This window comes from Kribbella sp. CA-293567 (assembly GCF_027627575.1).
Taxonomy (GTDB): domain Bacteria; phylum Actinomycetota; class Actinomycetes; order Propionibacteriales; family Kribbellaceae; genus Kribbella.
Map to the genome: position 1 here is coordinate 3877962 of NZ_CP114065.1, position 23040 is coordinate 3901001.

The window sequence follows — 23040 nt, forward strand, 5'->3', positions numbered from 1 at the left end:
GCGCTCTCTGTGTAGCGTCGGAGTGTGAACTGGACCCGTGCGGGAGATCTCGGCCTGTGGGCCGGCCTCTCCGTGCTGGTGCTCCTGGAGAGCGGGGCACGGCGCGACCCGGTCTGGATGCAGGCGATCTGCGTCGCGGTCATCGGCCTGGCCGTGCTGAACCGGCGTTCGCGGCCGGTGCTCGGCCTGAGTCTGGTGATCGCCACCGAGGTGGTGATCCTGGCCCTCAGTCTCGACACGACGCTCGGCGTTCCGATCGCGCTGGTCCCCGCGATCTCGTTGCTGAGCTACGTTTCCGGGCGGCGCGAGACGCAGTTGCGGCAGTTCGTACTGATGTCCTGCGCGCAGCTCTCCGGGCTGCTGGTCCTCGGCCTGGTGCTCCATCCCGATGTCCCGGCCGCCGAGGCCGTGCTCAACTGGCTGCTGGTCCTGCTGCTCTCGCTCCTGGTCGTCGTCCTGCCCTGGCTGGTCGGCCGGTACCGCGCGCAGCAGGCGCTGCTGGCCACCGCCGGCTGGGATCGCGCCGAGCGGATCGAGCGTGAGCACCGGCTGGAGATCGCGCAGGAGCGACTCAGAGAGCGCTCCCGGATCGCCGAGGACATGCACGACTCGGTCGGTCACGAGCTGAGTCTGATCGCGTTGCGGGCCGCCGCGCTGGAGGTCGACGCGAAGCTGCCCGAACGTCATCGCCGCGCCGCCACCGAACTGCGGGAGGCAGCGGCGACTGCCACCGAACGGCTCGGCGAGATCATCGGCGTACTGCGGGAGGGTGAAGCCTCGGTCGTACCGGCGCTGGAGACCGTGGCCGAACTGGTCGACCGGGCGGCCGCTTCGGGGCTGGCCGTCAAGCTCGTGCAGGAAGGGACCGCCGAGCTGTCGCCGATGGTGGATCGTGCTGTTCATCGAGTGGTGCAGGAGTCGCTCACCAATGCCAGCAAGCACGCGCCTGGCGCCGAGGTTACCGTCGCGGTTTCGCATCCGGGCGATGAGGTCGTCGTGCGGGTGGCGAACAGCGCAGCCGTGGGTGAAGTTCGGACGGGCGGGAGCGAGGGTCAGGCGGCCACGGTGGGGCGCATGACCGAACACCGTTCACCTGGCAATGCCGATGCTGCTCGAAGTGGCGACGCGGCTCGGACCTCCTTGGCTATTCGGCCCGGCGCTGCCTCTCGGCCCGGCGCTGCCTCTCGGGCCGGCGGTGCTGCTCGACCCGGTGCTGCTGGAACGGCCGACGCTGCGCCGACCGGCGGCGGTTCAGGCGGGAGAGGCCTGGCGGGGTTGGCTGAGCGGGTTCGGCTCGTGGGTGGTGTCCTGACTGCCGAGGCTCGCAGTACCGGCGGCTTCGAGGTGGTGGCCAGGATTCCGCGAGCCGGTGGACGGGTGGAGGCGGCGGTCGAGTCTGCCACCGCCGACGAGCGCGCGACCGTACGGCGGAACGCGCGGCGCGGGTTGATCACCGCCCTGGCCGCACCGGCAGTGATCGGCGTCGTCGTCGGATTGGTTGCTCTCGGCTACTACATGGTCGTCGGGTACAGCTCGATCCTGCGGCCGGCGGACTTCGACGCGATCCGGCTGGGGCAGCCCGCCGACCAGGTCGAGCAGCGGCTGCCGGCGATGCAGATGGTCGATCCTCCGAGCGGCAGACTGGTGCAGCCGAAGGAGTGGGACTGCCGCTACTACCGGCCGGACGCGCCGTTCTCCATCACCTACGCCTACCGGCTGTGCTTCCACCGAGGCGTGCTGGTGACCAAGGACCTGATTCCCACCGGCTCGGTCCGGCCCGACCCCGAAGGGACACCGTGACCATCAGAGTGCTGCTCGCCGACGACGAGGCGATGGTTCGCGCCGGCGTGCGGGCGATCCTCGGTTCAGACGAGACGATCGAGGTCGTCGCCGAGGCGAGCGACGGGGAGGAGGCCGTGCGGCTCGCTCAGCTTCACCGGCCCGCCGTCGCCGTCCTGGACATCCGGATGCCGAGGATGGACGGGCTGGCGGCCGGTGCCGAGATCAAACGGACCGTGCCGGAGACCGCGGTGGTGATCCTGACGACCTTCTCCGAGGACGCCTACATCGCGAAGGCGCTGGGCGACGGGGCGAGTGGCTTCCTGCTGAAGTCGGGGGACCCGCACGAGCTGATCGCGGGCCTCAAGGCGGTCGCCGACGGCGCGGCGTACCTGTCGCCCAAAATCGCTCAGCGAGTGATCGCGGAGCTCGGCACCGGTACCGGCGGTCGGCTGGCGCGAGCGACGGCAGCGAAGGAGCAGATCGAGGTGCTCAGCCCGCGGGAGCGTGAAGTGCTCGCGTTGGTCGGCGCCGGTCTCTCGAACGCGGAGATCGCGGGCCGCCTGTTCGTCGTGGAGGGCACGGTGAAGGCCTATGTCAGCGCGATTCTGACCCGGCTGGCGGTGAAGAACCGGGTCCAGGCCGCGATCGTTGCCTACGAAGCCGGCCTGGTCTGACGACCTGCGGCCTCGGCTTCGGCGACGCTCTGCTCAGTGGTCGATCGCTCGTCGGCAGGGCGGAGTCGCCGATCCGGTCTGACCCGGCTTGGCCCACGAACCTTCGTCTGATCGGATTCGGGCGGCGCCGCTCCCGGCGGGCTTCGGCGGGCAGCAGCCGGGCGGTCCTCCGACGCTCCGGCGGGTGACATCGCCTGGACACCCGGTCATGGGATAGTGGACCTCCCGGGTGGACTGTGCCTGGGACATCCTGCAAGCTCAGGGGAGCGGCAGCCCCGCCCCCTCTCACAGAATCGGGGGATCTAGGTCGTGACCGACTCGCACAACTCCGGACAGCACAAGGACCGGGAAGCGGCAGCGGCCGAGGTCCGGAGGATGTGGCAGCCGACCCCGTCCTGGACCCAGCCGGACCCGAACCCGCCGGCCACCACGCCGCCTCCGCCCCCTCCTGCCCAGAACCCTCCCGCCCAGCAGCCGCCGTCCGGCGGTTCGGCGGCACCGAAGGGCAGCCAGGAGACTCCTGACCCGGAAGAGGCCGAGGAGCCGACCGAGGAGCCGAAGCCGGACGCGCTGTCCAAGGACTACCCGGGCGACTCGTGGTCCCAGCCGGCCGAGACGCCGAAGCCCACGCCCGACCCGTGGACCAAGCAGCCGGCTCAGGAGGCCGCTGCCGACCCGTGGAGCAAGTCGGCAGCAAGCGAGCCGGCGAGTGAGTCCTGGAGCAAGGCGGCCGCGCAGGAGCCGGCAGGGGAATCGTGGAGCAGGACCGGTACGCCGGAGCCCGCCGCCGACCCGTGGAGCCAGCCTGCTCATGAGCAGGCCCCTGCGCGCGACATGCAGTCGCCACAGCTCTCACCTGCTGCCCAGCAGTTCTTCCCGCAGGGCATTCCCGGGCAGGGTGGTCAGCAGCCCGACCGTCAGGTCTCCTACCGCGCGGACGAGTTGCTGCAGGCTCTGCCGTTGCCGCGGGAAGCTCCTGCCGAGAAGGGCGTCCGTAGCGTGCTGCGGTTGCGTCCCGGCACCAACGAGCGGCTCGAGCGTATTGCCCGCGCCACTGCAGCCACCGCCTTCCGGCGGCCGGTCACGGTGACGATCGCCAACCCCAAGGGCGGCTCGGGTAAGACGCCGACCACGCTGCTGCTGGCGGGTGCGCTCGGTCAGGCGCGTGGTGGCGGCGTCGTCGCGTGGGACAACAACGAGCTGCGCGGCAACATGCACCTGCGCACGCACGACACCAACAGCCGCTCGACGGTGACCGACCTGCTGCAGGCGATGCAGATGCTCACGCAGCCGGACGCGCGACTGGGTGACGTCGGCGCCTACCTGCGGCACCAGGTGTCGGGGCAGTACGACGTACTGACGTCGGCCACCACGACGTACGCGCAGATCGAGGCGAAGGACTTCGACCAGATCCACCGGCTGCTGAGCCGCTTCTACAAGGTGCTGGTGATCGACACCGGTAACAACGAGGGCTCCAGCAACTGGCGCGAGGCGATGAAGGCCTCCGACGTCCTGGTCATCCCGATCAAGTGGAAGAGCCTCTCGTGCGCTGCCGCCGTGCAGATGCTGGAGGAGCTCGACCACCAGGGCCCGGACGCGCAGCGCCTGATCCGCCGCGCGGTGATTGCGGTCAGCAACGGTCCCGGCGACGTCAACAAGGAGGTCGAGAAGCAGCTCCGCCCGTACTTCGAGTCGCGCGCCGCCGCCGTCGTCGACATCCCGACCGACCCGCACATCGCGGCGGAGGGCCCGCTCGACCACTCGGCGCTGCAGCCGGCCACCCGCCGTGCGGCGCTCGATCTGGCCGCCAAGGTCGCCGAGCAGATCACCATCGCGCTGAACGTCCCGCGCTAGAACAGATCGACCGCGGCGGCGACGGCCTATCGGCTGTCGCCGCCGCGATTTGTCGTCAGAGTGCACGCACTGAGTGACGGGCCTGCCCGACGGTAGCCAGACGCGGTACTGGAACGAGAGCCCCTGGTGCTGGCCGCTCGGGTAGGAGTCGCCGGGCCGGCTATTGGACGAAGGCAGTGACGCCTTCGTAGGCGGCTACGGGAGCGACGCCGCTGCACTCGTACTCGAGCAGCAGCAAGCCCGTTGAGGTGCTTTCGTGGTTGACGAGCCGGAGGCCGGTCGCGGCGCCGGGATGACCGAGCAACTGCCGGCCGGAGCCCACGATGGTGGGGGCGACCGTGAGCCGAACGGTGTCGACCAGACCGGCTGACAACAGCGCCTGACCGAGCCGCGCGCTGCCGTGGATCTGGAGTTCTCGGCCGGGTTCGGCTTTGAGTTTGGCGACTGTGTCGATCGGGTCGCCGTTGAGGATCGTCGTGGGGTGCCACGAGGTTTCGGCCAGGGTGTTGGTCACGACGTACTTCGGCAGCGCGTTCATCCGCTCGGAGTACGGGTCGTCGGGGTCGGTGATCCGTGGCCAGTCACGCGCGAACGCCTGGTAGGTCCGGCGTCCGAGGAGCAGGCCGTCGGCGAGGTCCAGCCACTCGGAGGTACGGCGTACGAAGAGTTCGTCGAGGTGCGGCACCAGCCAGCCGCCGCGGACGAAACCGTCACTGGTGTCCTCGTCCGGTGAACCGGGACCCTGGCTGACACCGTCGAGACTGACGAACTCGGTCAGGACGAGCTTCATCGGGCGTCCCCGGCCTCGGCGACGCCGGCCAGTTGAGCGGTGACCGACCCCCAGCCGTCGGCGAAGCCGAGCTCGGCGTGCAGGGCACGAGAGGCCGGATCGCCGTGGCGGACGATGATCCGGTAGTCGGTGCCGTCCGGGTGATCGGCCAGCAGGATCTCGGCGGTCATCGCGATCGGATCCGGGCGGGTCGGGCGCCAGTCGCTGTCGATCGCGTTCGTGAAGACGATCCGCTCCTGCTCGTCGACGACCAGAAAGGTCGCGTCGAGATGGGGGACGTACTTCGCGCCGTCCTCGCTCATCGTCGTCACCAGCGCGCCTCCGGACCGGACGTCCAGCCGCTCGACCCGGCACAGCGCAGGCGCCGGCACCCACCACTGCTCGAACTTGGCCGGCTCGGTCCACGCGCTCCAGACGGTCGCGCGGGGAGCGCGGATGACGCGCTCCAGGACCAGGTCCAGCTCGGGATTCATCGGTGCTTCTCCTTCGGGTCGGTGACGAAGGCTTCCAGCCGGTCGGTGCGTTCTTCCCAGCTCCGGCGCTCGTTCGCGAGCCAGTCGTCGACCAGCGCCAGGCGTTCGCGGTTGAGCACGCAGGTGCGCACCCGGCCGGTCTTGACCGTGCGGATCAACCCGTTCGACTCCAGGGTGCGAACGTGTTTCATGAACGAGGGCAGGGTGATCGGGAAGGCCGAGGCGAGATCGCCGACGCTGGTCGGGCCACGCCCGAGGCGGTGGATGACCGCGCGCCGTGTCGGGTCCGCCAGGGCGACGAAGACGCCGTCGAGCTGCGCCAAATGCTGTGCCATGCGGCTAAGTATTATCCGCTCGCGATAGTTAGCGCAAGGGCTAACTATCGCGAGGGCCCGTCAGGCGTCGCGGCGCTGGAGAACCATCGTCGCGGCGAACAGTGCTCCGCCGGCCCACAGCGCCAGCACGACGAAGCTCGCGGTGGGGGAGAGCGGATCCGTGGAGCCGGCGAGATAGTTCTGGCCCGCGCCGCCCGGGAGCAGGGCAGCCAGCCAGACGAGGGCCCGCATGCTGCTCTGCGACATCATCATGGGAATGACGATGAGCAGCAGGAACGCCGCCGTGAGGGTGCCGGCGGTGCTCCTGATCAGGAAGGCGATCCCGGTGGTGAAGAGGCCCGCCAGGGTGAGATAGGCGGCGACCGAGAGCAGGTCGATCACCAAGGTGGCGAGATCCCAGTCGGCCCATTCGCCCATCGTCAGGCCGCCGGTGACGGCGGCGATCACTCCGAGCAAGAGGCCGTAGGCGAACAGCACGGGGGTCAGCACGATCGCCTTCGCGAGGACCACGTTGCGGCGTACGGGGGTCCACTGCAGGGTCGAACGAATGCTGCCGGTCGCGTACTCCGAGGTCACCAGCAGCATCGCGAACGCCGCGACCACGACCTGCGCGATCGTCATCGCCGACACCGCGACGCCGCCCACCGCCGACTTCCCGGCCAGCTCGCCGGGCGCCAGATGCGTGTTCTCGTACGCCGTGGAAAAGCCGAACTGCATCGCCAGCAACCCGGTCAGTGCGACGGCGGCGACGATGTTCAGCCAGCTCGACCGAACCGTCCAGAGTTTCGTCCACTCCGACTCCACCGCGTTGCGCAGACCGCTCGACCTCTGCTGGACGGTGATGGTTGCGGTGCTCATCGCTCGCCTGCCTCGACCAGTTCGGGCTCAGCCTCGACCTGAGGTTGAGGGGTACGCCGCTTCGCGCGCTGGTGCCGGACGACCTCCACGATCAGCGTCACGCCGAGCGCGAGACCGATGCCGAGCGCGACTCCCTTGAGCGGGTTGTCCTCGAACGCCTTGCCGCCGAGATAGCCGACCAGTGAGCAGTACAGACCCCAGCTGACCGCGGCCAGTCCCGCGAAGAAGGAGAAGCTGCGCAGCGGGTAGCGAACCGCGCCCATCGTCAGCGTCACGGCGGTCCGGCCGCCGGGGACGTAGCGAGCGACGATCAGTACGAGCCCGCCGCGTTCCTCGAGCGCTTTGCGCGCCCACAGGCTCATCTTGTGCCGCTTGGTTCCCGGCTCCAAGCGGTCGAGCATCCGGCCGCCCGCACCACGGCCGAGGGCGTACGAGACGTGGTCGCCGAGGAACGCGCCGGCGGCGGCCATCGCGATCACGACGTACAGGTTGGGCTCGCCGGTGGCCGCGAAGACGCCGGCCGTGACGACCAGCGTCTCGCTCGGGATCGCCGGGAAGAACCCGTCCAGCGCGGCGAAGCCGAAGAGGGCGAGGTAGATCCACCACGACGACATGAGTTCTTCGGTGAAGTGCAGGATCGCGTCGGTCACGAGGCCACCACCCCGTACTGGACGCTGTCCGCGGTGAGCTCCATGTAGGCCTCCTCGAGCGACGCGCGCTCGGTGTGCAGTTCGTGCAGCCGGACCCCGAGCTCGTGCGCGAGATCACCGATCCGTTCGGCCGGTACGCCGGCGACGACCAACTGGTGGGGGAGTGATTCGACCTGCTCGGCCTCCGGAACCAGGCGCTCCCTGAGCAGCGCGAGCTCGGTCCGGTCGGGCACCTGGACCCGCACGGTGGTGCGGGAGGAGCCGGCGATCACGTCGGCGATCGGGGCGTCCGCGATCAGCCGGCCGCGACCGATCACGACGAGCTGGTCGGCGGTCAGCTGCATCTCGCTCATCAGATGGCTGGAGACGAAGACCGTCCGGCCCTCGGCGGCCAGCTTGCGCATCAGCCGCCGGACCCAGCGGACGCCGTCGGGGTCGAGGCCGTTGACCGGCTCGTCGAACATCAGTACCTCGGGATCGCCGAGCAGGGCACCGGCGATGCCGAGCCGCTGCCCCATGCCGAGCGAGTACTGGCCGGCGTGTTTGCGGCCGACCTCGTCGAGGCCGACCAGGTTCAGGACTTCGTCGACCCGGCTGACCGGCACGGCGTTGCTGCGGGCCATCGCGATCAGGTGGTTACGAGCCGTCCGCCGGGGATGCAGCGCCTTGGCTTCCAGCAACGCGCCGACCTTGGTCAGCGGGCGCGGCCAGTCGGCGTACGGACGGCCGTCGACCAGGGCCTGTCCCTCGGTGGGGGTGTCGAGGCCGAGGATCATCCGCATCGTGGTCGACTTGCCGGCGCCGTTGGGGCCGAGGAACCCGGTCACCCGGCCGGGGGCGACGGCCAGTTCGAGGGTGTCCACCGCGGTGGTCTCGCCGTAGCGTTTGCTGAGTGCTTCGAGGGTGATCACGCGGGGGCCTTCCGGTTCGCCAGTGTCCCTACGAACCTAGAAAACGCGGGTACCCCGGCACATCGGACTATGGGCGCCACCTACCCCTGACTTTCGTCATGCCCGAGTCCCCCTGTGGACGGGCTTGCATCAGCCCAGGGGTGGACTCGCTACGATCTGCGATGTGACGGCCCGCGCACGGCGGGGCGGTGTACTCGAGGAGCGAACGTGTCGGAAGTCAAGGTCCATCTGGTCGGCGTCGAGGGCGAGGCTGAGCGGAGCGTGACCGAGACGACGACCGTCGGTGAACTGTTCGCCGCGATCTTCGGCCAGGACCGCTCCGCGATCGCCGCCAAGGTCAACGGCGAGCTGGTCGACCTGGCCCGGGTGGTCGCCGACGGCGACGAGATCGAGCCCGTGCTGGCCTCCTCCGCCGACGGCCTGGCCATCATCCGGCACTCGACCGCGCACGTGCTGGCCCAGGCCGTCCAGGAGCTGTTCCCCGACGCCAAGCTGGGGATCGGCCCGCCGGTCGAGAACGGCTTCTACTACGACTTCGACGTGGCCACTCCGTTCACCCCGGAGGACCTGACCAAGCTCGAGAAGAAGATGCAGCAGATCATCAAGGAGCGGCAGCGGTTCAGCCGCCGGGTGGTCTCGGACGACGACGCGCGCGCCGAACTGGCCGCCGAGCCGTACAAGCTGGAGCTGATCGGCATCAAGGGGTCCGCCTCGGCCGACGCCGCGGAGGGTGCTTCGGTCGAGGTCGGCGCCGGTGAGCTGACGATCTACGACAACATCCGGCGCGACGACTCGGTGGCGTGGAAGGACCTGTGCCGTGGGCCGCACGTGCCGGCGACCGGGTACCTCGGCAACTTCAAGCTGATGCGCGTCGCGGCGGCGTACTGGCGGGGGAGCGAGAAGAACCCGCAGCTGCAGCGCATCTACGGCACCGCGTGGGACTCGCGGGACGAGCTGAAGGCGTACCTGACCCGCCTGGAGGAGGCCGCCAAGCGCGACCATCGCAAGCTGGGCACCGAGCTGGATCTTTTCAGCTTCCCCGACGAGATCGGCTCCGGTCTGGCGGTCTTCCATCCCAAGGGCGGCGTGCTCCGCAAGGTGATGGAGGACTACTCGCGGCAGCGGCACGTCGAGGACGGCTACGAGTTCGTCTACACCCCGCACATCACCAAGGCGCAGCTCTTCCAGACGTCCGGTCACCTCGACTGGTACGCCGACGGCATGTACCCGCCCATGCACCTGGACGAGGAGCGCGGGCCGGACGGTGAGATCCGCAAGCAGGGTCAGGACTACTACCTGAAGCCGATGAACTGCCCGATGCACAACCTGATCTTCGACTCGCGCGGCCGGTCGTACCGCGAGCTGCCGTTGCGGCTGTTCGAGTTCGGCACCGTGTACCGGCTGGAGAAGTCCGGCGTCATCCACGGGATGACCCGGGCCCGCGGTTTCACCCAGGACGACGCGCACATCTACTGCACCCGCGAGCAGATGCGCGACGAGCTGCGCGACCTGCTGAACTTCGTCCTCGGGCTGCTGGCCGACTACGGCCTGGACGACTTCTACCTGGAGCTGTCGACCAGGAACCCGGAGAAGTCGGTCGGCTCCGACGAGGTCTGGGAGGAAGCCACCAACACCCTGCGCGAGGTCGCCGAGGGGTCGGGGCTGGAGCTGGTCCCGGATCCGGAGGGCGCCGCGTTCTACGGCCCGAAGATCTCGGTCCAGGCCCGCGACGCGATCGGCCGGACCTGGCAGATGTCGACGATCCAGCTGGACTTCAACCTGCCGGAGCGGTTCGAGCTGGAGTACACCGCTCCCGACGGTTCGCGGCAGCGGCCGGTGATGATCCACCGCGCGCTGTTCGGGTCGATCGAGCGGTTCGTCGCGGTGCTGACCGAGCACTACGCCGGGATCTTCCCGCCGTGGCTGGCGCCGGTCCAGGTGATCGGCATCCCGATCACCGACGGGCACGTGGACTACCTGTTCGAGATCGCCCAGCAACTGAAGGCGGAGGGCATCCGGATCGAGGTCGACGCCTCCGACGACCGGATGCAGAAGAAGATCCGCAACGCGCAGAAGTCCAAGGTGCCGTACATGCTGATCGCCGGCGACGAGGACATGGCGGCCGGTTCGGTCTCCTTCCGTTACCGCGACGGTACTCAGAATAACGGTATCCCGATCGCCGACGCGGTCGCCGAGATCGTCGACACCGTGAAGAAGCGCGTCCAGGTATGACCGGTTCCCCCGGCGATACGCCGTACGAGCTGGAAGGTGTGGATCGGCAGGACGGGGTCGGCGTACCGGACCCGTTCCTGCGGTTGTGGACCCCGCACCGGATGGCGTACATCGCCGGGGAGAACAAGCCGGCCACCGGGGCGGCGGGGCACGAGTGCCCGTTCTGCCGGTTGCCGTCGTTGCCGGATGCCGACGCGCTGATCGTCCGGCGGGCGGACGCGGCGTACGCCGTACTGAATCTGTATCCGTACAACCCCGGTCACCTGATGGTCGTGCCGTATCGGCATGTCGCCGACTACACCGAGCTGACGCCGGCCGAGGTCTCCGACGTGGCCGCATTGACCCAGCAGGCCATGCGGGTGATCCGGATCGTTTCGGATGCGCACGGGTTCAACATCGGGATGAACCAGGGCGAGATCGCGGGCGCCGGGATCGCTGCTCACCTGCATCAGCACGTGGTCCCACGCTGGGGCGGCGATGCCAACTTCATGCCGGTGATCGCGCAGACGAAGGTACTGCCGCAGTTGCTGTCGGACACGCGTGCGCTGCTGGCGAAGTCCTGGCCGACCGACTGAGCCGGTGGTGCCGCGTCATCTGAGGAAGAGCGGCATCAGCGGGTCGACCAGACCGAGCAGTGTCTCCAGGGAGACCTGGCGGGCCGGGTTGGTCAGAGCGGTGACGCGGACCACCCTGCGACCTTGGCGGAAGACGAGTTCGCCCTGGTCGGGCAGGTGGTAGCCAGGTCTGCCGATCGGCGCGAACGGTGGCGGCGGGGTTCGTTTCGCCTCCGGGATGGTGTCGGGGTGGAAGGACTCCACGATCGAGACCGTCGCGTCGAAGCCACCCCAGATGCAGGTCAGCGCGCCGTCGACCCGGTAGTCGCGCCGAAGTTGCGTGGTGGTCCCGACGAACCGCTCGGCCGCCGCGGTCGACAGCTGACAGATCGACTCGGACTGCCGCGCGTCCCGCGTCATCGCCGGTACGACGGCGCGCACCGCCCGGCTGATCGCGACCGCCTTCGCGCGATCGATCCCGGTCGGGTGGCGGTCGATCCCTCCGATCGAGAGCACCCGGACCGCACGGTCCTCCACGCTGAACACCAGCCGCGACGAGCTGATCCGAGCCTCCGGTCCGAGCTCGGGCACCAGTTCGAGCGCTCCGGTTCCGGCCGCGAGGCGGTCCAGCGAGTCCAGTTGCTTCGGCAGCGCGGTGACGCCGACCGTCACTGCCCGGCCGTCGAGGAGCAACGTGCACAGGTCGAGTGCCGGCAGGCCACCGTCGTTCCAGGAAAACGGCTTGGCCGTCACCTTCACTCCGAGCTGCTTGCCGAGTGTCGCGGTGACCGCTGCACACACGGTCGGCCCCGGCTCACCCGCCGACCCGTCCAGCCCTTCAGCCTGCGGCGGCGCCACCACCACTGGCACGACGACAGCCGGCTTCGGCGGTAGCGGTCGAGCTTCATCCGCCCGGCGAGCCACCGAGCAGCCCGCCAGCACCGCAAGTATCGCCACTCCTGCCAGGGCCCGGCGAAGGCGCGGAGCTGCACCACCTACCAACCAGCGTGGAACGGCATCTGCGCCGCTCACGCCCGGCGCTTCAGCGGCTTCAACCGGAGGTTGGTCAGTGGTGGAAGTCCGCCCATGGCTCAGAGTGGACGGCGCGCGGGTAAGCACAGGCAGCGGCGGGCGGCCGGCTGGGGGCCGGGAGTCGGGCATCGGGACCTCCCGTCGGAGGTGGGCGTGAGGCCATGGTGCGCCTGAGAGTGGGCTCAGCGGTAGTCACCAGGGGTGGCGAGTCACGCACCCGGGGCGTGCCTGGTCTACGATCGCGTCGCCATGCTTAACAGATTCCGGCAGTTCTGGACCAAGGTGATCTCGCCGATCGCCAACCTCCTGCTCAAGCTCGGTGTGAGCGCTGATGCCGTCACACTGGTCGGCACCATCGGCGTCTGCGCCGGTGCGCTGATCTTCTTCCCGCGCGGCCACATCTGGCTGGGCGCGGTGGTGATCACCTGTTTCGTCTTCTCCGACCTGATCGACGGCTACATGGCCCGCACCTCCGGGACGTCGTCGAAGTGGGGCTCCTACCTGGACTCCACGCTGGACCGGCTCGGCGACGGCGCCATCTTCGGCGGTCTGGTGCTGTTCTACGCGGGCAGCGCCGGCGACACCCCGTGGATGGCCGCGGTCACGTTGTGGGCACTGGTGATGGGCGCGACCACGTCATACGCCCGGGCCAAGGCCGAGAGCCTCGGTCTGCAGGCGAGCGGTGGCCTGGCCGAGCGCTCCGACCGCCTGGTCGCGGTGCTCGTCGTCGGATTCTTCTCCGACGTGCTCGACCTTCCGATCCTGCTCGAGATCGTCCTGTGCGCTCTCGCGGTCGCCAGCACCATCACGGTCGTCCAGCGGACGCTGTCGGTCCGCAAGCAGGTGCTGGCTGACCCGGCCAATGCCGGACTCGGAACACCGGCAGCCAATACTGCGCCGAGCGCCGCCGCGACGGGCGGTGCAGGAGCGGGTGGAGCAGCAGGCCCGAACGGCGCCGCGGGGAGCGGCACCGCAGCGGGCAATCCGACCGAAGGCGTAGCGCCAGGCGATCTCGGCCTCGACGGCCCCTCGTCGTCGGACGGTGGGACGGCCGGCCCCGGCTCCGGCCTGCCGCCCACCTCCACCTGACCGTGGAGAGTCTGCGGCAGCGGATCGTCGATCTGGCTTTCGCGCTCGCCTGGGCCCTGGTACGGCGGCTGCCGGAAGGACTCGTCTCGGCGGTCTTCCGGCGGATCGCCGATTTCGTCGTACGCCGGGACGGGCGCGGCGTCCAGCGTCTCAAGTCCAACCTCGCCATCGTCCGTCCCGAGGCGACTCCGGCCGAGCTGCACGCGCTCACGCAAGCCGGCATACGCTCCTACCTGCGCTACTGGCAGGAGGCCTTTCGCCTGCCCGAATGGGACGACGAGCGGATCGTCGGACGGGTCCGCACGGTCAACGAGAAGGTGCTCCGCGACGCCCACGCCGCAGGCAGGGGCGTGATCTGCGCCCTTCCTCACCTCGCGAACTACGACCACGCGGGCGCCTGGGCGGGCCGCACCGGAATGCCGGTCTCGACCGTTGCCGAACGCCTCCGCCCCGAGTCCCTCTTCGACCGGTTCGTTGCCTACCGCGCCAAACTCGGCATGGAGGTGCTGCCTTTGACCGGCAGCGACGAGCACGTCTTCGGAGTACTGGCCGAGCGCCTCCGAGCGGGCGGCTTCGTCTGCCTGGTCGCCGATCGCGACCTCTCCGACCGCGGCGTACCGGTCACGTTCTTCGGCCGCAAGTCGAGAATGCCCGCCGGTCCGGCCGCGCTCAGCGTGCGCACCGGCGCCCCGCTGATCCCGGCCACCCTGCACTACGACGGTCCCGACCTCGTCATCACCTTCCACGATCCGATCGACCGCACCGGCGGCCCGGCTCAGATGACCCAGTGCTGCGCCGACGCCTTCGCTGCCGGTATCGCCACGCATCCGCAGGACTGGCACATGCTGCAGCGAATCTTCCTGGACTGAGATGCTGCCTGGATCGAGATGAAGGTCGGCCTGGTCTGCCCGTACTCGCTCGGTACGCCGGGCGGAGTGCAGAACCACGTCCGCGACCTGGCCGAGGCGTTGCTTGCCCTCGGCCACCAGGTCTCGGTGCTGGCCCCGGTCGACGACGACCAGGCTCCGCCGTACGTCGTTTCGGCCGGTCATGCCGTCGGCGTTCCCTACAACGGCTCGATCGCGCGCGTCACCTTCGGGCCGCGCACCGCGACCCGGGTCAGGAACTGGCTGGCCGACGGCGCGTTCGACGTCGTCCACGTGCACGAACCGACCACGCCGAGCGCCTCGATCATCGCGCTGTGGGCCGGTGACGGCCCGTTCGTCGCCACCTTCCACACCTGGCAGGTGCGGTCACGGGCGATGAGCGCGGCCGCCGGTCTGCTGCGCCCCGCGCTGGAGAAGCTGGACGCCAGGATCGCGGTCTCTGAGAACGCGCGGTCGATGATGGTCCAGCACATCGGCGGCGAGGCCGTGGTGATCCCGAACGGTCTCTACACCAGCCGTTTCGTCGGCCGGATCCGTCCTGAGTGGCAAGGCGCCCATGGCACGATCAGCTTTCTCGGCCGGATGGACGAGCCCCGCAAGGGCCTCGGGGTACTGATCGCCGCCGTACCACGCCTGGTGGCCGCGCGACCACAGGTCAAGGTGCTGGTCGCCGGCACCGGGCAGGCGGACGAGGCGCGTCGCTCGCTTCCCGAGCACTGCCGCCAGAACGTGCTCTTCCTCGGCACGATCGACGACGACGAGCGCGCCGACATGCTGGCCGGATCGGACCTGTACGTCGCTCCGCACCTCGGCGGCGAGAGTTTCGGCATCGTGCTGCTGGAGGCGATGGCGGCAGGCGCGCCCGTCCTGGCGAGCGACCTTGCCGCGTTTCGCCAGGTGCTCGACGGTGGACGGCTGGGTGAACTGTTCGAGCCAGGGAACTCCGATGCGCTGGCTACGCAGGCCATCCGGCTGTTGGGCTCGCCTGATGAACGGGACAAGGTGCGGGCGGCAGGTCGCGCCGCAGTACCGCGGTACGACTGGGGAACTCTGGTCGGCGAACTGGTCGCGGTCTACGAGTTGGTAGCTCGCCGCTAGTTCGCCGTACCAGCGCTGTGCTTCGGTGGTCGGATCAGCGCAGCTCGGTCGCGGTGGCCGCGATCTCGTCGAAGTCGCCGGGGGCCGGGTGCCAGGGGAGCTGCAGGGGGTCGTCCTTGTAGCGCGGTACGACGTGCAGGTGGGTGTGGAAGACGCTCTGCCAGGCGTCGGCGCCGATGCAGCTCAGCAGATTGGCGCCGTCGGCATCGAGGCGGTCGATCACCCGGCTGACCAGGGACTGTGCGAGCAGGGTGGTGGCGGTGAGATCTTCGGCGGTGGTCTCGCGCAGATCGGTGGAGTGCGCCCGCGGGACGACCAGCAGATGGCCGCGGGTGGCGGGGTTGATGTCCATGAAGGCGATCGCCCGCTCGTTCTCGGCGACCTGCTGGGAGGGGATGGTGCCGGCCACGATCCCGCAGAAGAGGCAGTTCTCGGTCATCGGGCCAGGTTAAACTGCGCGAGCCCCGACCCGACCCCGAGGGAGCCCCATGCCCGACGACCTGCTGCGCCCGACCATCGGCGCGGACGTCGACATGACCACGCGACCCTGGCGGTTGATGTCGCAGGCCTACGTCGCGTTCTTCGGCGGCGTGATCGCGACCACCGTGGTCGCCCTCTTCAACGCGCGCCGGCTCGGCGTACCGGCGCAGGGGCAGCGGCTGATCGCGCTCTCCGGTCTGGGCGGTCTCGTCCTGGCGGCGATCGCGATGGTGATGCTGACCGACGAGCTGACCGCCTCGTCGGGGACCCGGCTGGCGATCCGGATCATCGCGGTGCTGGCCTGCCTGGCGCAGATGCGGATCCAGCAGCCGATGGATCGTGCCTTCCAGTTGCGTGGTTCGGAGTACAGGTCGCTGTGGGGCCCGGGGATCGCGGCCGTGATCGGCTGCGGGCTGCTCGAGATCGGGCTGCTCGCCCTGGTGGTGACGGCGGTATGAACGAGCCCACCGAGGCCAGGTTGCAGATGGCCGGCCACTGGCTGCAGATCGGTCATCCGGAGCGGACTCTCGACGAGTTGCAAGGTCTGTGGGGTGATGCGGCGCTCGACTATCGCGCTTTCTTGTTCAGAGGCGCCGCGTTGCATGCGCTGGATCGCAACGACGAGGCCATCGTCGTACTACGGGACGGGCTGACCCACTTCGGGCCGTTCACACCGTTGCTGCAACTGCTCGGCTCGGCGCTTCGTTCGGTGGGCCAGTTGCAGGAGGCCGAATCGGTCTATCTGCAAGGGCTCAGCCTCGATCCCGGCGAACCGGACCTGCTGCTCGGCTACGCGCTGGTCTGCCTGGCGGCGGGACAGCCCGAGAAGGCCGCCGCGCTGGTCGAGCGGGCAGCGTCCTACGCCCCGGAGAGCGCTTCCGTCGCCGCGGCGCGAGCGCAGGTCGCCTTCGCCCAGGGCCGCCACAAGGACATGCGCAGGCACAGCCAGGAAGCGCTCTCTGTCGATCCCGAGAATCCGGGTGCCCAGGCGCTGCACGGTACGGCGTCGATGCTCACCGGCGACCCGCGGACGGGATACCGCTCTCTCGCCTCGGCCGCCGCCTCGAATCCGGCCGACCAGGACCTGCGCGGAGCGGCCCGCGAAGCCAAGCTGATCAGCCACCCGCTGCTGCGGCCGCTGCGGCCCTTCCAGCGGTTCAACCCGCTGGTGGTCTGGATCGGCGCGGTCGTCATCATCTACGCACTGCGGTTCGCCGGGCTCCGCCCGCTGTCGATCCTGTTCGCGATCGGCTGGTTCGCGTTCTGCATCTACTCGTGGGTCGCGCCGCCGCTGGTCCGCCGCATGATCAACCGGAAATGGGGAGCATGACGAACGACCGGATCTCCGTGCTGCGCAAGGCGGTCGAGGCCAGCCCTGAAGACGTCCTGCTGCGGCTCATCCTGGCCGAGACACTGGTCGCCGCAGCGGAGACAGAGAGCGCTCTCGACGAGTACGTCGTACTGCTCGATCAGCAAGGTCTGCCGGCCGATCAACTCGTGCCGGTCGGCGAGCTGGCCGCGGCCAACGGGCGGCTCGCGTTGCTGCGCAGCTGTCTCGAAGCAGCCCGGCAGGCAGGCATCGTGGAGGGGACCGGGCGGCTGCAGCAGCTGGCCGACGAGATGATCACCGAGCGCAGCGGCGTACGGGTGAAGGTCGGTCCGGAGGACGAGCCGGTCTTCGACAGCGACGCGATGAAGGAGACCACCACCTTCGACCAGGTCGGCGGGATGGAGGAGCTCAAGCGGGTGATCCACCGGATGGTGATCCTGCCGCTCAGCCGGCCCGAGCTCTACCAGAAGTACGGTCGGAGATCGGGCGGTGGCGTGATGCTCTACGGGCCACCGGGATGCGGCAAGACGCTGCTCGCGCGGGCGACGGCGGGGGAGTGCGGTCTGCCGTTCGTCAACGTCCGGATCGAGGACGTGATGGATCCCTATCTCGGCGTCTCCGAGCGCAACCTGCATGCCGCGTTCGAGCGGGCGCGGGCGAACGCGCCGTGTGTGCTGTTCATCGACGAGCTGGACGCGCTGGCTTTCGCGCGGCACAAGCACGGCGGGTCGGAGTCGCGACGGCTGGTCGACGTACTGCTGCAGGAGCTGGACGCGATCGGCTCGGAGAACGAGGGTCTCCTGGTTCTCGCCGCGACCAACGCGCCTTGGGACGTGGACGAGGCGATGCTGCGGCCGGGGCGTTTCGATCGGGTGGTCTTCGTTCCGCCGCCGGACGAGCCGGCCCGCGCCGACATCCTCTCCGTGCTGGTGAAGGACGTGCCGACGGCCGGTGTGGATCTGAAGGCGCTGGCGAACCAGACCCCGATGTTCAGCGGCGCGGATCTGCGCGCCTTGATCGAGCGCGGCGTGGATCGGGTGATCGACGAGGCGCTGACCAACGGTGGTGAACCGCCACTGTCGATGCAGCACCTGTCCGCCGCGCTGCCCACGGTCAAGCCGTCGACGCTGGACTGGCTGCACCGCGTCCGCTCGTACATCGAGTTCGCCAACCAGTCCGAGCGGTACGACGACGTGGCCGACTACCTTCGCAGCAGGGAGATCCGTCGCCGGCTCAGCTGATCGTTCGTCCGGCGCCTCAGTTGCTCGAGGACCTGACTCGCTGGGCCGCGGCGTCGGGCATCGGCTCGTAGCGGGCGAACGACCTGGTGAACGACGCGGCGCCGTGCGATAGCGAGCGCAGATCGATCGCGTACCGGGTGATCTCGACCTGCGGCACCTCGGCCTTGACCAGGGTGCGGTCGTCGCCGACGCGCTCGGTGCCGAGCAGCCGGCCGCGACGACCCGACAGGTCGCTCATCACCGAGCCGACCAGCTCGTCCGGTGTCAGCACCGACACCAGATCGACCGGCTCCAGCAGATTGACCTTCGTCGCGGTCGCCGCCTCACGCAGCGCCAGTCCGCCGGCCATCTGGAAGGCCATATCGGACGAGTCGACGCTGTGCGCCTTCCCGTCGAGCAGCGTCACCCGGATGCCGACCATCGGATAGCCGGCGCCGACACCCTTCTCCATCTGCGCGCGGATCCCCTTCTCCACACTCGGGATGAACTGCCGCGGCACCGCGCCACCGACGACCTTGTCGACGAACTCGAACTCCAGCCCGTCCGGCAGTGGCTCCACCTCGATCTGGCAGACGGCGTACTGGCCATGGCCGCCGGACTGCTTGACGTGCCGCCCTTGTCCTCTGGCCTTGCCGCCGAAGGTCTCGCGCAGCGGCACCCGCAGCTCGACGGTGTCGACCGTGACGCCGTACCGGTTGGCGAGCGCGTCGAGGACGACGTCGGAATGCGCTTCGCCCATGCACCACAGGACGATCTGGTGCGTCTCGGGATTCTGCTCGATCCGCAGCGTCGGGTCCTCGGCGGCGAGCCGTTGCAGACCGACCGACAGTTTGTCCTCGTCGGTCTTCGCGTGCGCCTGCACCGCGATCGGCAGCAGCGGCTCGGGCATCGTCCAGGGCTTGAGCAACAACGGATCGGCCTTGTCGGAGAGCGTGTCCCCGGTCTCCGCGCGGGTGAGCCGGCCGATCGCGCACAGGTCGCCCGCGATCACCGCGCCGGCCGGACGCTGTTGTCTGCCCAGCGGGAAGGACAGCGTGCCGACCCGCTCGTCCTCGTCGTGGTCGGCGTGACTGTTGCCCTCGCCGAAGAAGGACGTGAAATGGCCCGACACGTGAACCGTCGTGTCGGGCCTGATGGTGCCGGAGAACACCCGGACCAGGCTGACCCTGCCGACGTACGGGTCCGACGTCGTCTTCACCACCTCGGCCAGCAGCGGCCCGTCCGGGTCGCAGGCGAGCTTCGGCCGCGGTACGCCGTGCGGGGTGAAGACGTCGGGCAACTGGTGCTCCGGCGGCGCCGGGAACCCGCTCGTCGCGACCTCGAGCAGCTCCGACGTACCGACGCCGGTGCCGCTGCAGACGGGGATGACCGGGAAGAACGAGCCGCGGGCGACCGCTCTCTCGAGGTCCTCGACCAGGATCGCCTGGTCGATCTCCTCGCCGCCGAGATAGCGCTCCATCAGCGACTCGTCCTCGGACTCCTCGATGATCCCCTCGATCAGGGTGCCGCGGAGTTCTTCGAGCGGCCCGGCGTACTGCGGGTCGGGGGCGCGGGTCGTACGCCGGCCGTCGGCGTACTGGCACTGCGTCTGCGACAGCAGCCCGACCAGCCCGTCGCCGGTCGGCAGGTAGAGCGGCAGAACCTTGTCGCCGAAGGCGTTCTGCGCGGCAGAGAGCGCGTTCTCGTAGTTGGCCCGGGCGTGGTCGAGCTTCGTGATCACGACGGCGCGCGGCATACCGACCTGGTCGCACTCCTGCCACAGCGCCTTGGTCGGTTCGTCGATGCTCTCGTTGGCAGCGACCACGAAGAGAGCGCAATCCGCGGCTCGGAGGCCGGCTCGCAGTTCGCCGACGAAATCGGCGTACCCGGGGGTGTCGATCAGGTTGACCTTGAACTTGCGGTGGCGCAGCGGCGCTAGCGCTAGCCCGACCGAACGCTGCTGCCGGATCTCGGCGTCGTCGCTGTCGCACACCGTCGTACCGTCGACGACGGTCCCCGGTCTGTTCAGTACCCCGGAGGCCACCAGCAGGGCCTCGACCAGAGTGGTTTTCCCGGCACCCGAGGGGCCGACGAGCACCACGTTGCGGATGGCGGCCGGGCTGTCCACCGCGAGACCAGCCCCACCACCCTGGGAAGCATTCGCCTTGTCTGCCATGACATCCCTCCTGGTCCAACCACCATTCCGCAACCCCTCAGCCAGCACAAGACCAAGTCGCGGTTCGGCCCAGGCGGAGCGCAGAGAGGCGCTGGTCAGGGGTTCGGCTGGGGGAGCGGGGCAGGAGTGAGCGGGGCGGGGGTGAGCGCAGTGAGCATGGCGTGCAGGTCGTCGGGGTGAAGGCGCGGGGCGGGCTTCTCGGCCAGCTCGGCGCGCAGCCGTGCTGCTTCGGCTGATGCATCGGCGGCTGCCTGGGCGCCTGCTTCCCGAAGCCGGCTGACCTCGGTCTCGGCTTGGGCAGCAGTCTGCCGCACCTGGGTCAGCTCGGCCTCCGCCCGAACGAGGTCGGCACGAAGCTTCGTCTCGGACTCCTTCGCAGTCTCCTGAGCAGCTTGGGCTTGAGCTGCCACCTCTACAGCCCGCGATCGCTCAGCCAGCAGTTCGGTGCGCAGTACCTCAAGCTCGGACCGCCGCTCCTGCTCGCCACGAGCCGCGACGTCGCGTTCGAGCGACACCCGCTCCAGCGTTGCCGCCAACTCCTGCCGCTCTCGCTCGCCTGTCCTCACCTGTTGTTCGGCAGCCACCAGTACTGCGGTTGCTGCTTCCGCGCGTTGTACTGCGTGCTCGCGCGCATCGATCGCGTCTTGAGTCTGCTGCCGCGCGGCACCAAGGGCTTCGGTCGCATCGAGCGCCTGTCGAGCCGCTGCGGCGGCCCGGTCGACAGCCTCGGCCTTCTCCTTGCCAGCCCGCTCCGTGGCGGCGTTGGCTTGCCGAGCCTTCTGCTCAGCTTGCTCCCGTGCCTCTTCGGCAGCCAGCCGAGCCTTCTCGGCCTCAGCAACCTGTCGGTGCGCAGTCTCCACGGAGGCGACTGCGGCAGCCTCCACTTCATCCAGGCGAGCGCTCAGGGCTGTCAGCGCAGCTGTCAGAGCATCGACTGGCTCGCGGATCGTCTCCAAGTGGTCCCGCAGACGTTCTGCGTCCAGCCGGAAGGTGTTGCTCCCGGCATCCAGTCCGAGCGCCCCCAGCGCTTCCTTCTCCGCCTTCGCCATCTGCGCGCAGGTCCGCCCGCCCTCCCAGCGGGTGTCCCGGCAGAAACTCCGCGGTCTCCCGCCCTGCATCCCCGGCGCCGGCAACTCTTCCCGGCACTTGCTGTAGCCGCAGCGTCCAGACTCCTCATTCATGTGCCTGAGCGTAGATGTTGGCGGTATTAAAACCTAAGAACTAGTTAGGTGTTTCGAAAACCAAACTAACAACCAACGAAACCAGTGTTTTGTTAGTCCATGCGGCGAGGCGGGCGAGCTGGACTGGGTTGGCAAGGCAAGATCGGAAAATGCCCGCAGATTTGGATGCCCTGGTGGTCCTGGAGACGCTCAGAGAAGCCCCGGAGCGCGATCGGGCCGAAGTGGACCGACCGAAGCTGGACTGGGCGGCGGCGGACTGGCCAGGAGTGGAGAACCCGGCCGAGCTGCAGGCACAGATCGCCGACTGGCTGACGCAGTACGCCAACGCGGGGACGCGTAAGACCTACGGCTACGCCCTGGGGCTGCCGGCTGCTTGGGTCGATGACCTCGCTGGCGGCATCGGCCGAGAATCGACTGCCGGTGGACCGCCGGGAGGTCGGCCGGGAGTGCTGCACCACCTCGCGTGGTTCCGGTGGTGCGCGAGCCGCGGCATGGATCCGCGGGCAGCCACCGGGAACGAGGTGAAGGCGTGGCTGCACCAGCTGGATGCGGCTGGCGCGGAGAAACGGACGCGGCAGCGGATGCTCTCCACCTTGTCGGCGTTCTACGCGCACCTGACCGAGGCAGGCGTAGTACCGGCCAACCCGGCGGCACTCAATCGCGCTCGCCTCGGCCTGGGAAGCACCGCCAGAGACGCCTCGCCGACCATCCGGCTGACAGCGGGTCAGCTCAGGGCGCTTCTTGACGCAGCAGCCGACCTCCCCAACCGCACCAGATACCGCGATCTCTACGCCCGGCGCGCAGTAGCAGTAGTCGGCTTGCTCACCCTCGGCCTCCGCGTCTCCGAGCTGGTCGGCCTGGACCGCGACAGCCTCGTCCTCTCCGGAGGAGAGCCCATGCTGCGAGTCCTCGGCAAGGGCGGTGTCCACCGCGAGGTCTACCTGACCAACCTCGCCGCCACAGCTCTCACCGAGTACCTGGCCGAGCGCGACCGCACCAGCGAAGCCGCGACGCCAGCACTGCGTGGCAGAACCAGCGCCAACCGCTCGCCGATGATCGCCACTCGCGTCGGCGGCCGCTGCTCCCGCTTCGACATCAACACCCTGCTGCGAAGGGTCGCAGTACAGGCCGGTCCCGCTCTGGCGGAAGTTGCCGACAAGATCCATCCCCACGCCCTGCGCCACGCGTACGTGACCATCGCCCTCGAGCAGGACGCCCGCATCCAGCACGTCCAGGCAGACGTCGGCCACGCCACCATCGCCACCACCCAGTACTACGACCGCGGCCGCCGCACTCGCGACACCACAGCCGCCGATCTGGTTGCCGCCGCCATCGAAGCGGTCCCCGGCCACCCGGCGACCTCAGCCGCCCAACCCACCGCTCCAGCCCCCACACCAGCGAGTTAGCCACCGACACCACCCCTCCCAATGCCGG

Annotated in this window: 22 protein-coding genes; 12 read left to right on the forward strand and 10 right to left on the reverse strand. The window is 69.3% G+C overall.

Annotated features, from left to right (window positions below; translation table 11 throughout):
- Positions 1–24 precede the first annotated feature (24 nt).
- From OX958_RS17825 to OX958_RS17835, 3 genes are all read left to right on the forward strand, one after another.
- Complete coding sequence (locus OX958_RS17825; protein ID WP_270129860.1) at positions 25–1800, forward strand: histidine kinase; 1776 nt, start codon at positions 25–27, stop codon at positions 1798–1800.
- The gene (locus tag OX958_RS17830; protein ID WP_270129861.1) at positions 1797–2456 is read left to right on the forward strand and encodes a response regulator; all 660 of its coding nucleotides are present in this window, start codon (positions 1797–1799) and stop codon (positions 2454–2456) included. Before OX958_RS17825 ends, OX958_RS17830 begins: the two co-directional genes overlap by 4 nt.
- Before the next feature lie 309 nt (positions 2457–2765).
- A complete protein-coding gene (locus tag OX958_RS17835) occupies positions 2766–4310 on the forward strand; it encodes a MinD/ParA family ATP-binding protein (RefSeq protein ID WP_270129862.1) in 1545 nt (514 codons plus the stop codon).
- A 160-nt stretch (positions 4311–4470) separates the two neighbouring features.
- Here OX958_RS17835 and OX958_RS17840 read toward each other — a convergent pair whose 3' ends face one another.
- The 6 genes from OX958_RS17840 to OX958_RS17865 are packed head-to-tail and all read right to left on the reverse strand — an operon-like array spanning position 4471 to position 8327.
- The gene (locus tag OX958_RS17840) at positions 4471–5100 is read right to left on the reverse strand and encodes a dihydrofolate reductase family protein (RefSeq protein ID WP_270129863.1); all 630 of its coding nucleotides are present in this window, start codon (positions 5098–5100) and stop codon (positions 4471–4473) included.
- Positions 5097–5573 (reverse strand): SRPBCC domain-containing protein, encoded by a 477-nt coding sequence (locus OX958_RS17845; RefSeq protein WP_270129864.1) that lies wholly within the window; start codon positions 5571–5573, stop codon positions 5097–5099. Before OX958_RS17845 ends, OX958_RS17840 begins: the two co-directional genes overlap by 4 nt.
- The gene (locus OX958_RS17850) at positions 5570–5908 is read right to left on the reverse strand and encodes an ArsR/SmtB family transcription factor (protein ID WP_270129866.1); all 339 of its coding nucleotides are present in this window, start codon (positions 5906–5908) and stop codon (positions 5570–5572) included. Before OX958_RS17850 ends, OX958_RS17845 begins: the two co-directional genes overlap by 4 nt.
- Positions 5909–5968: 60 nt before the next feature.
- Complete coding sequence (locus OX958_RS17855; protein ID WP_270129867.1) at positions 5969–6766, reverse strand: ABC transporter permease; 798 nt, start codon at positions 6764–6766, stop codon at positions 5969–5971.
- Positions 6763–7416, reverse strand: coding sequence for a DedA family protein (locus tag OX958_RS17860; RefSeq protein ID WP_270129868.1), 654 nt, complete (start codon positions 7414–7416; stop codon positions 6763–6765). The genes OX958_RS17855 and OX958_RS17860 overlap by 4 nt, the downstream gene beginning before the upstream one ends.
- Positions 7413–8327, reverse strand: coding sequence for an ATP-binding cassette domain-containing protein (locus OX958_RS17865; protein WP_270129870.1), 915 nt, complete (start codon positions 8325–8327; stop codon positions 7413–7415). The genes OX958_RS17860 and OX958_RS17865 overlap by 4 nt, the downstream gene beginning before the upstream one ends.
- Before the next feature lie 207 nt (positions 8328–8534).
- Between OX958_RS17865 and thrS the strand changes: the two genes are divergently transcribed.
- Complete coding sequence (thrS, locus tag OX958_RS17870) at positions 8535–10559, forward strand: threonine--tRNA ligase (RefSeq protein WP_270129871.1); 2025 nt, start codon at positions 8535–8537, stop codon at positions 10557–10559.
- A complete protein-coding gene (locus OX958_RS17875; RefSeq protein ID WP_270129872.1) occupies positions 10556–11134 on the forward strand; it encodes an HIT family protein in 579 nt (192 codons plus the stop codon). Before thrS ends, OX958_RS17875 begins: the two co-directional genes overlap by 4 nt.
- Before the next feature lie 15 nt (positions 11135–11149).
- On the opposite strand, the gene OX958_RS17880 is transcribed toward OX958_RS17875, so the two are convergent.
- Positions 11150–11983 (reverse strand): hypothetical protein, encoded by an 834-nt coding sequence (locus OX958_RS17880; RefSeq protein WP_270129873.1) that lies wholly within the window; start codon positions 11981–11983, stop codon positions 11150–11152.
- A 411-nt stretch (positions 11984–12394) separates the two neighbouring features.
- Between OX958_RS17880 and pgsA the strand changes: the two genes are divergently transcribed.
- The 3 genes from pgsA to OX958_RS17895 are packed head-to-tail and all read left to right on the forward strand — an operon-like array spanning position 12395 to position 15219.
- Positions 12395–13234, forward strand: coding sequence for a phosphatidylinositol phosphate synthase (gene pgsA, locus OX958_RS17885; RefSeq protein WP_333486367.1), 840 nt, complete (start codon positions 12395–12397; stop codon positions 13232–13234).
- Between the two features lie 2 nt (positions 13235–13236).
- Positions 13237–14103 (forward strand): phosphatidylinositol mannoside acyltransferase, encoded by an 867-nt coding sequence (locus OX958_RS17890; RefSeq protein ID WP_270129874.1) that lies wholly within the window; start codon positions 13237–13239, stop codon positions 14101–14103.
- Between the two features lie 18 nt (positions 14104–14121).
- Positions 14122–15219: a glycosyltransferase family 4 protein gene (locus tag OX958_RS17895; protein ID WP_270129875.1), complete on the forward strand. Its 1098-nt coding sequence runs from the start codon at positions 14122–14124 to the stop codon at positions 15217–15219.
- 34 nt (positions 15220–15253) lie between these two features.
- On the opposite strand, the gene OX958_RS17900 is transcribed toward OX958_RS17895, so the two are convergent.
- Positions 15254–15658, reverse strand: a complete 405-nt coding sequence (locus OX958_RS17900) for an HIT family protein (RefSeq protein WP_270129876.1) — start codon at positions 15656–15658, stop codon at positions 15254–15256.
- 49 nt (positions 15659–15707) lie between these two features.
- Between OX958_RS17900 and OX958_RS17905 the strand changes: the two genes are divergently transcribed.
- Genes OX958_RS17905 through OX958_RS17915 form a run of 3 tightly spaced genes read left to right on the forward strand, consistent with a single transcriptional unit; the run spans position 15708 to position 18270 of the window.
- Positions 15708–16157, forward strand: a complete 450-nt coding sequence (locus tag OX958_RS17905; protein WP_270129877.1) for a hypothetical protein — start codon at positions 15708–15710, stop codon at positions 16155–16157.
- Positions 16154–17029, forward strand: a complete 876-nt coding sequence (locus OX958_RS17910) for a tetratricopeptide repeat protein (protein ID WP_270129879.1) — start codon at positions 16154–16156, stop codon at positions 17027–17029. Before OX958_RS17905 ends, OX958_RS17910 begins: the two co-directional genes overlap by 4 nt.
- The gene (locus OX958_RS17915; protein ID WP_270129880.1) at positions 17026–18270 is read left to right on the forward strand and encodes an ATP-binding protein; all 1245 of its coding nucleotides are present in this window, start codon (positions 17026–17028) and stop codon (positions 18268–18270) included. Before OX958_RS17910 ends, OX958_RS17915 begins: the two co-directional genes overlap by 4 nt.
- 16 nt (positions 18271–18286) lie before the next feature.
- On the opposite strand, the gene OX958_RS17920 is transcribed toward OX958_RS17915, so the two are convergent.
- The gene (locus tag OX958_RS17920) at positions 18287–20425 is read right to left on the reverse strand and encodes an elongation factor G-like protein EF-G2 (protein WP_270129881.1); all 2139 of its coding nucleotides are present in this window, start codon (positions 20423–20425) and stop codon (positions 18287–18289) included.
- Between the two features lie 95 nt (positions 20426–20520).
- Complete coding sequence (locus OX958_RS17925) at positions 20521–21606, reverse strand: hypothetical protein (RefSeq protein ID WP_270129882.1); 1086 nt, start codon at positions 21604–21606, stop codon at positions 20521–20523.
- A gap of 149 nt (positions 21607–21755) precedes the next feature.
- On the opposite strand from OX958_RS17925, the gene OX958_RS17930 reads away from it, so the two are divergent.
- Positions 21756–23012, forward strand: coding sequence for a tyrosine-type recombinase/integrase (locus tag OX958_RS17930; RefSeq protein ID WP_270129883.1), 1257 nt, complete (start codon positions 21756–21758; stop codon positions 23010–23012).
- Positions 23013–23040: the final 28 nt, after the last annotated feature.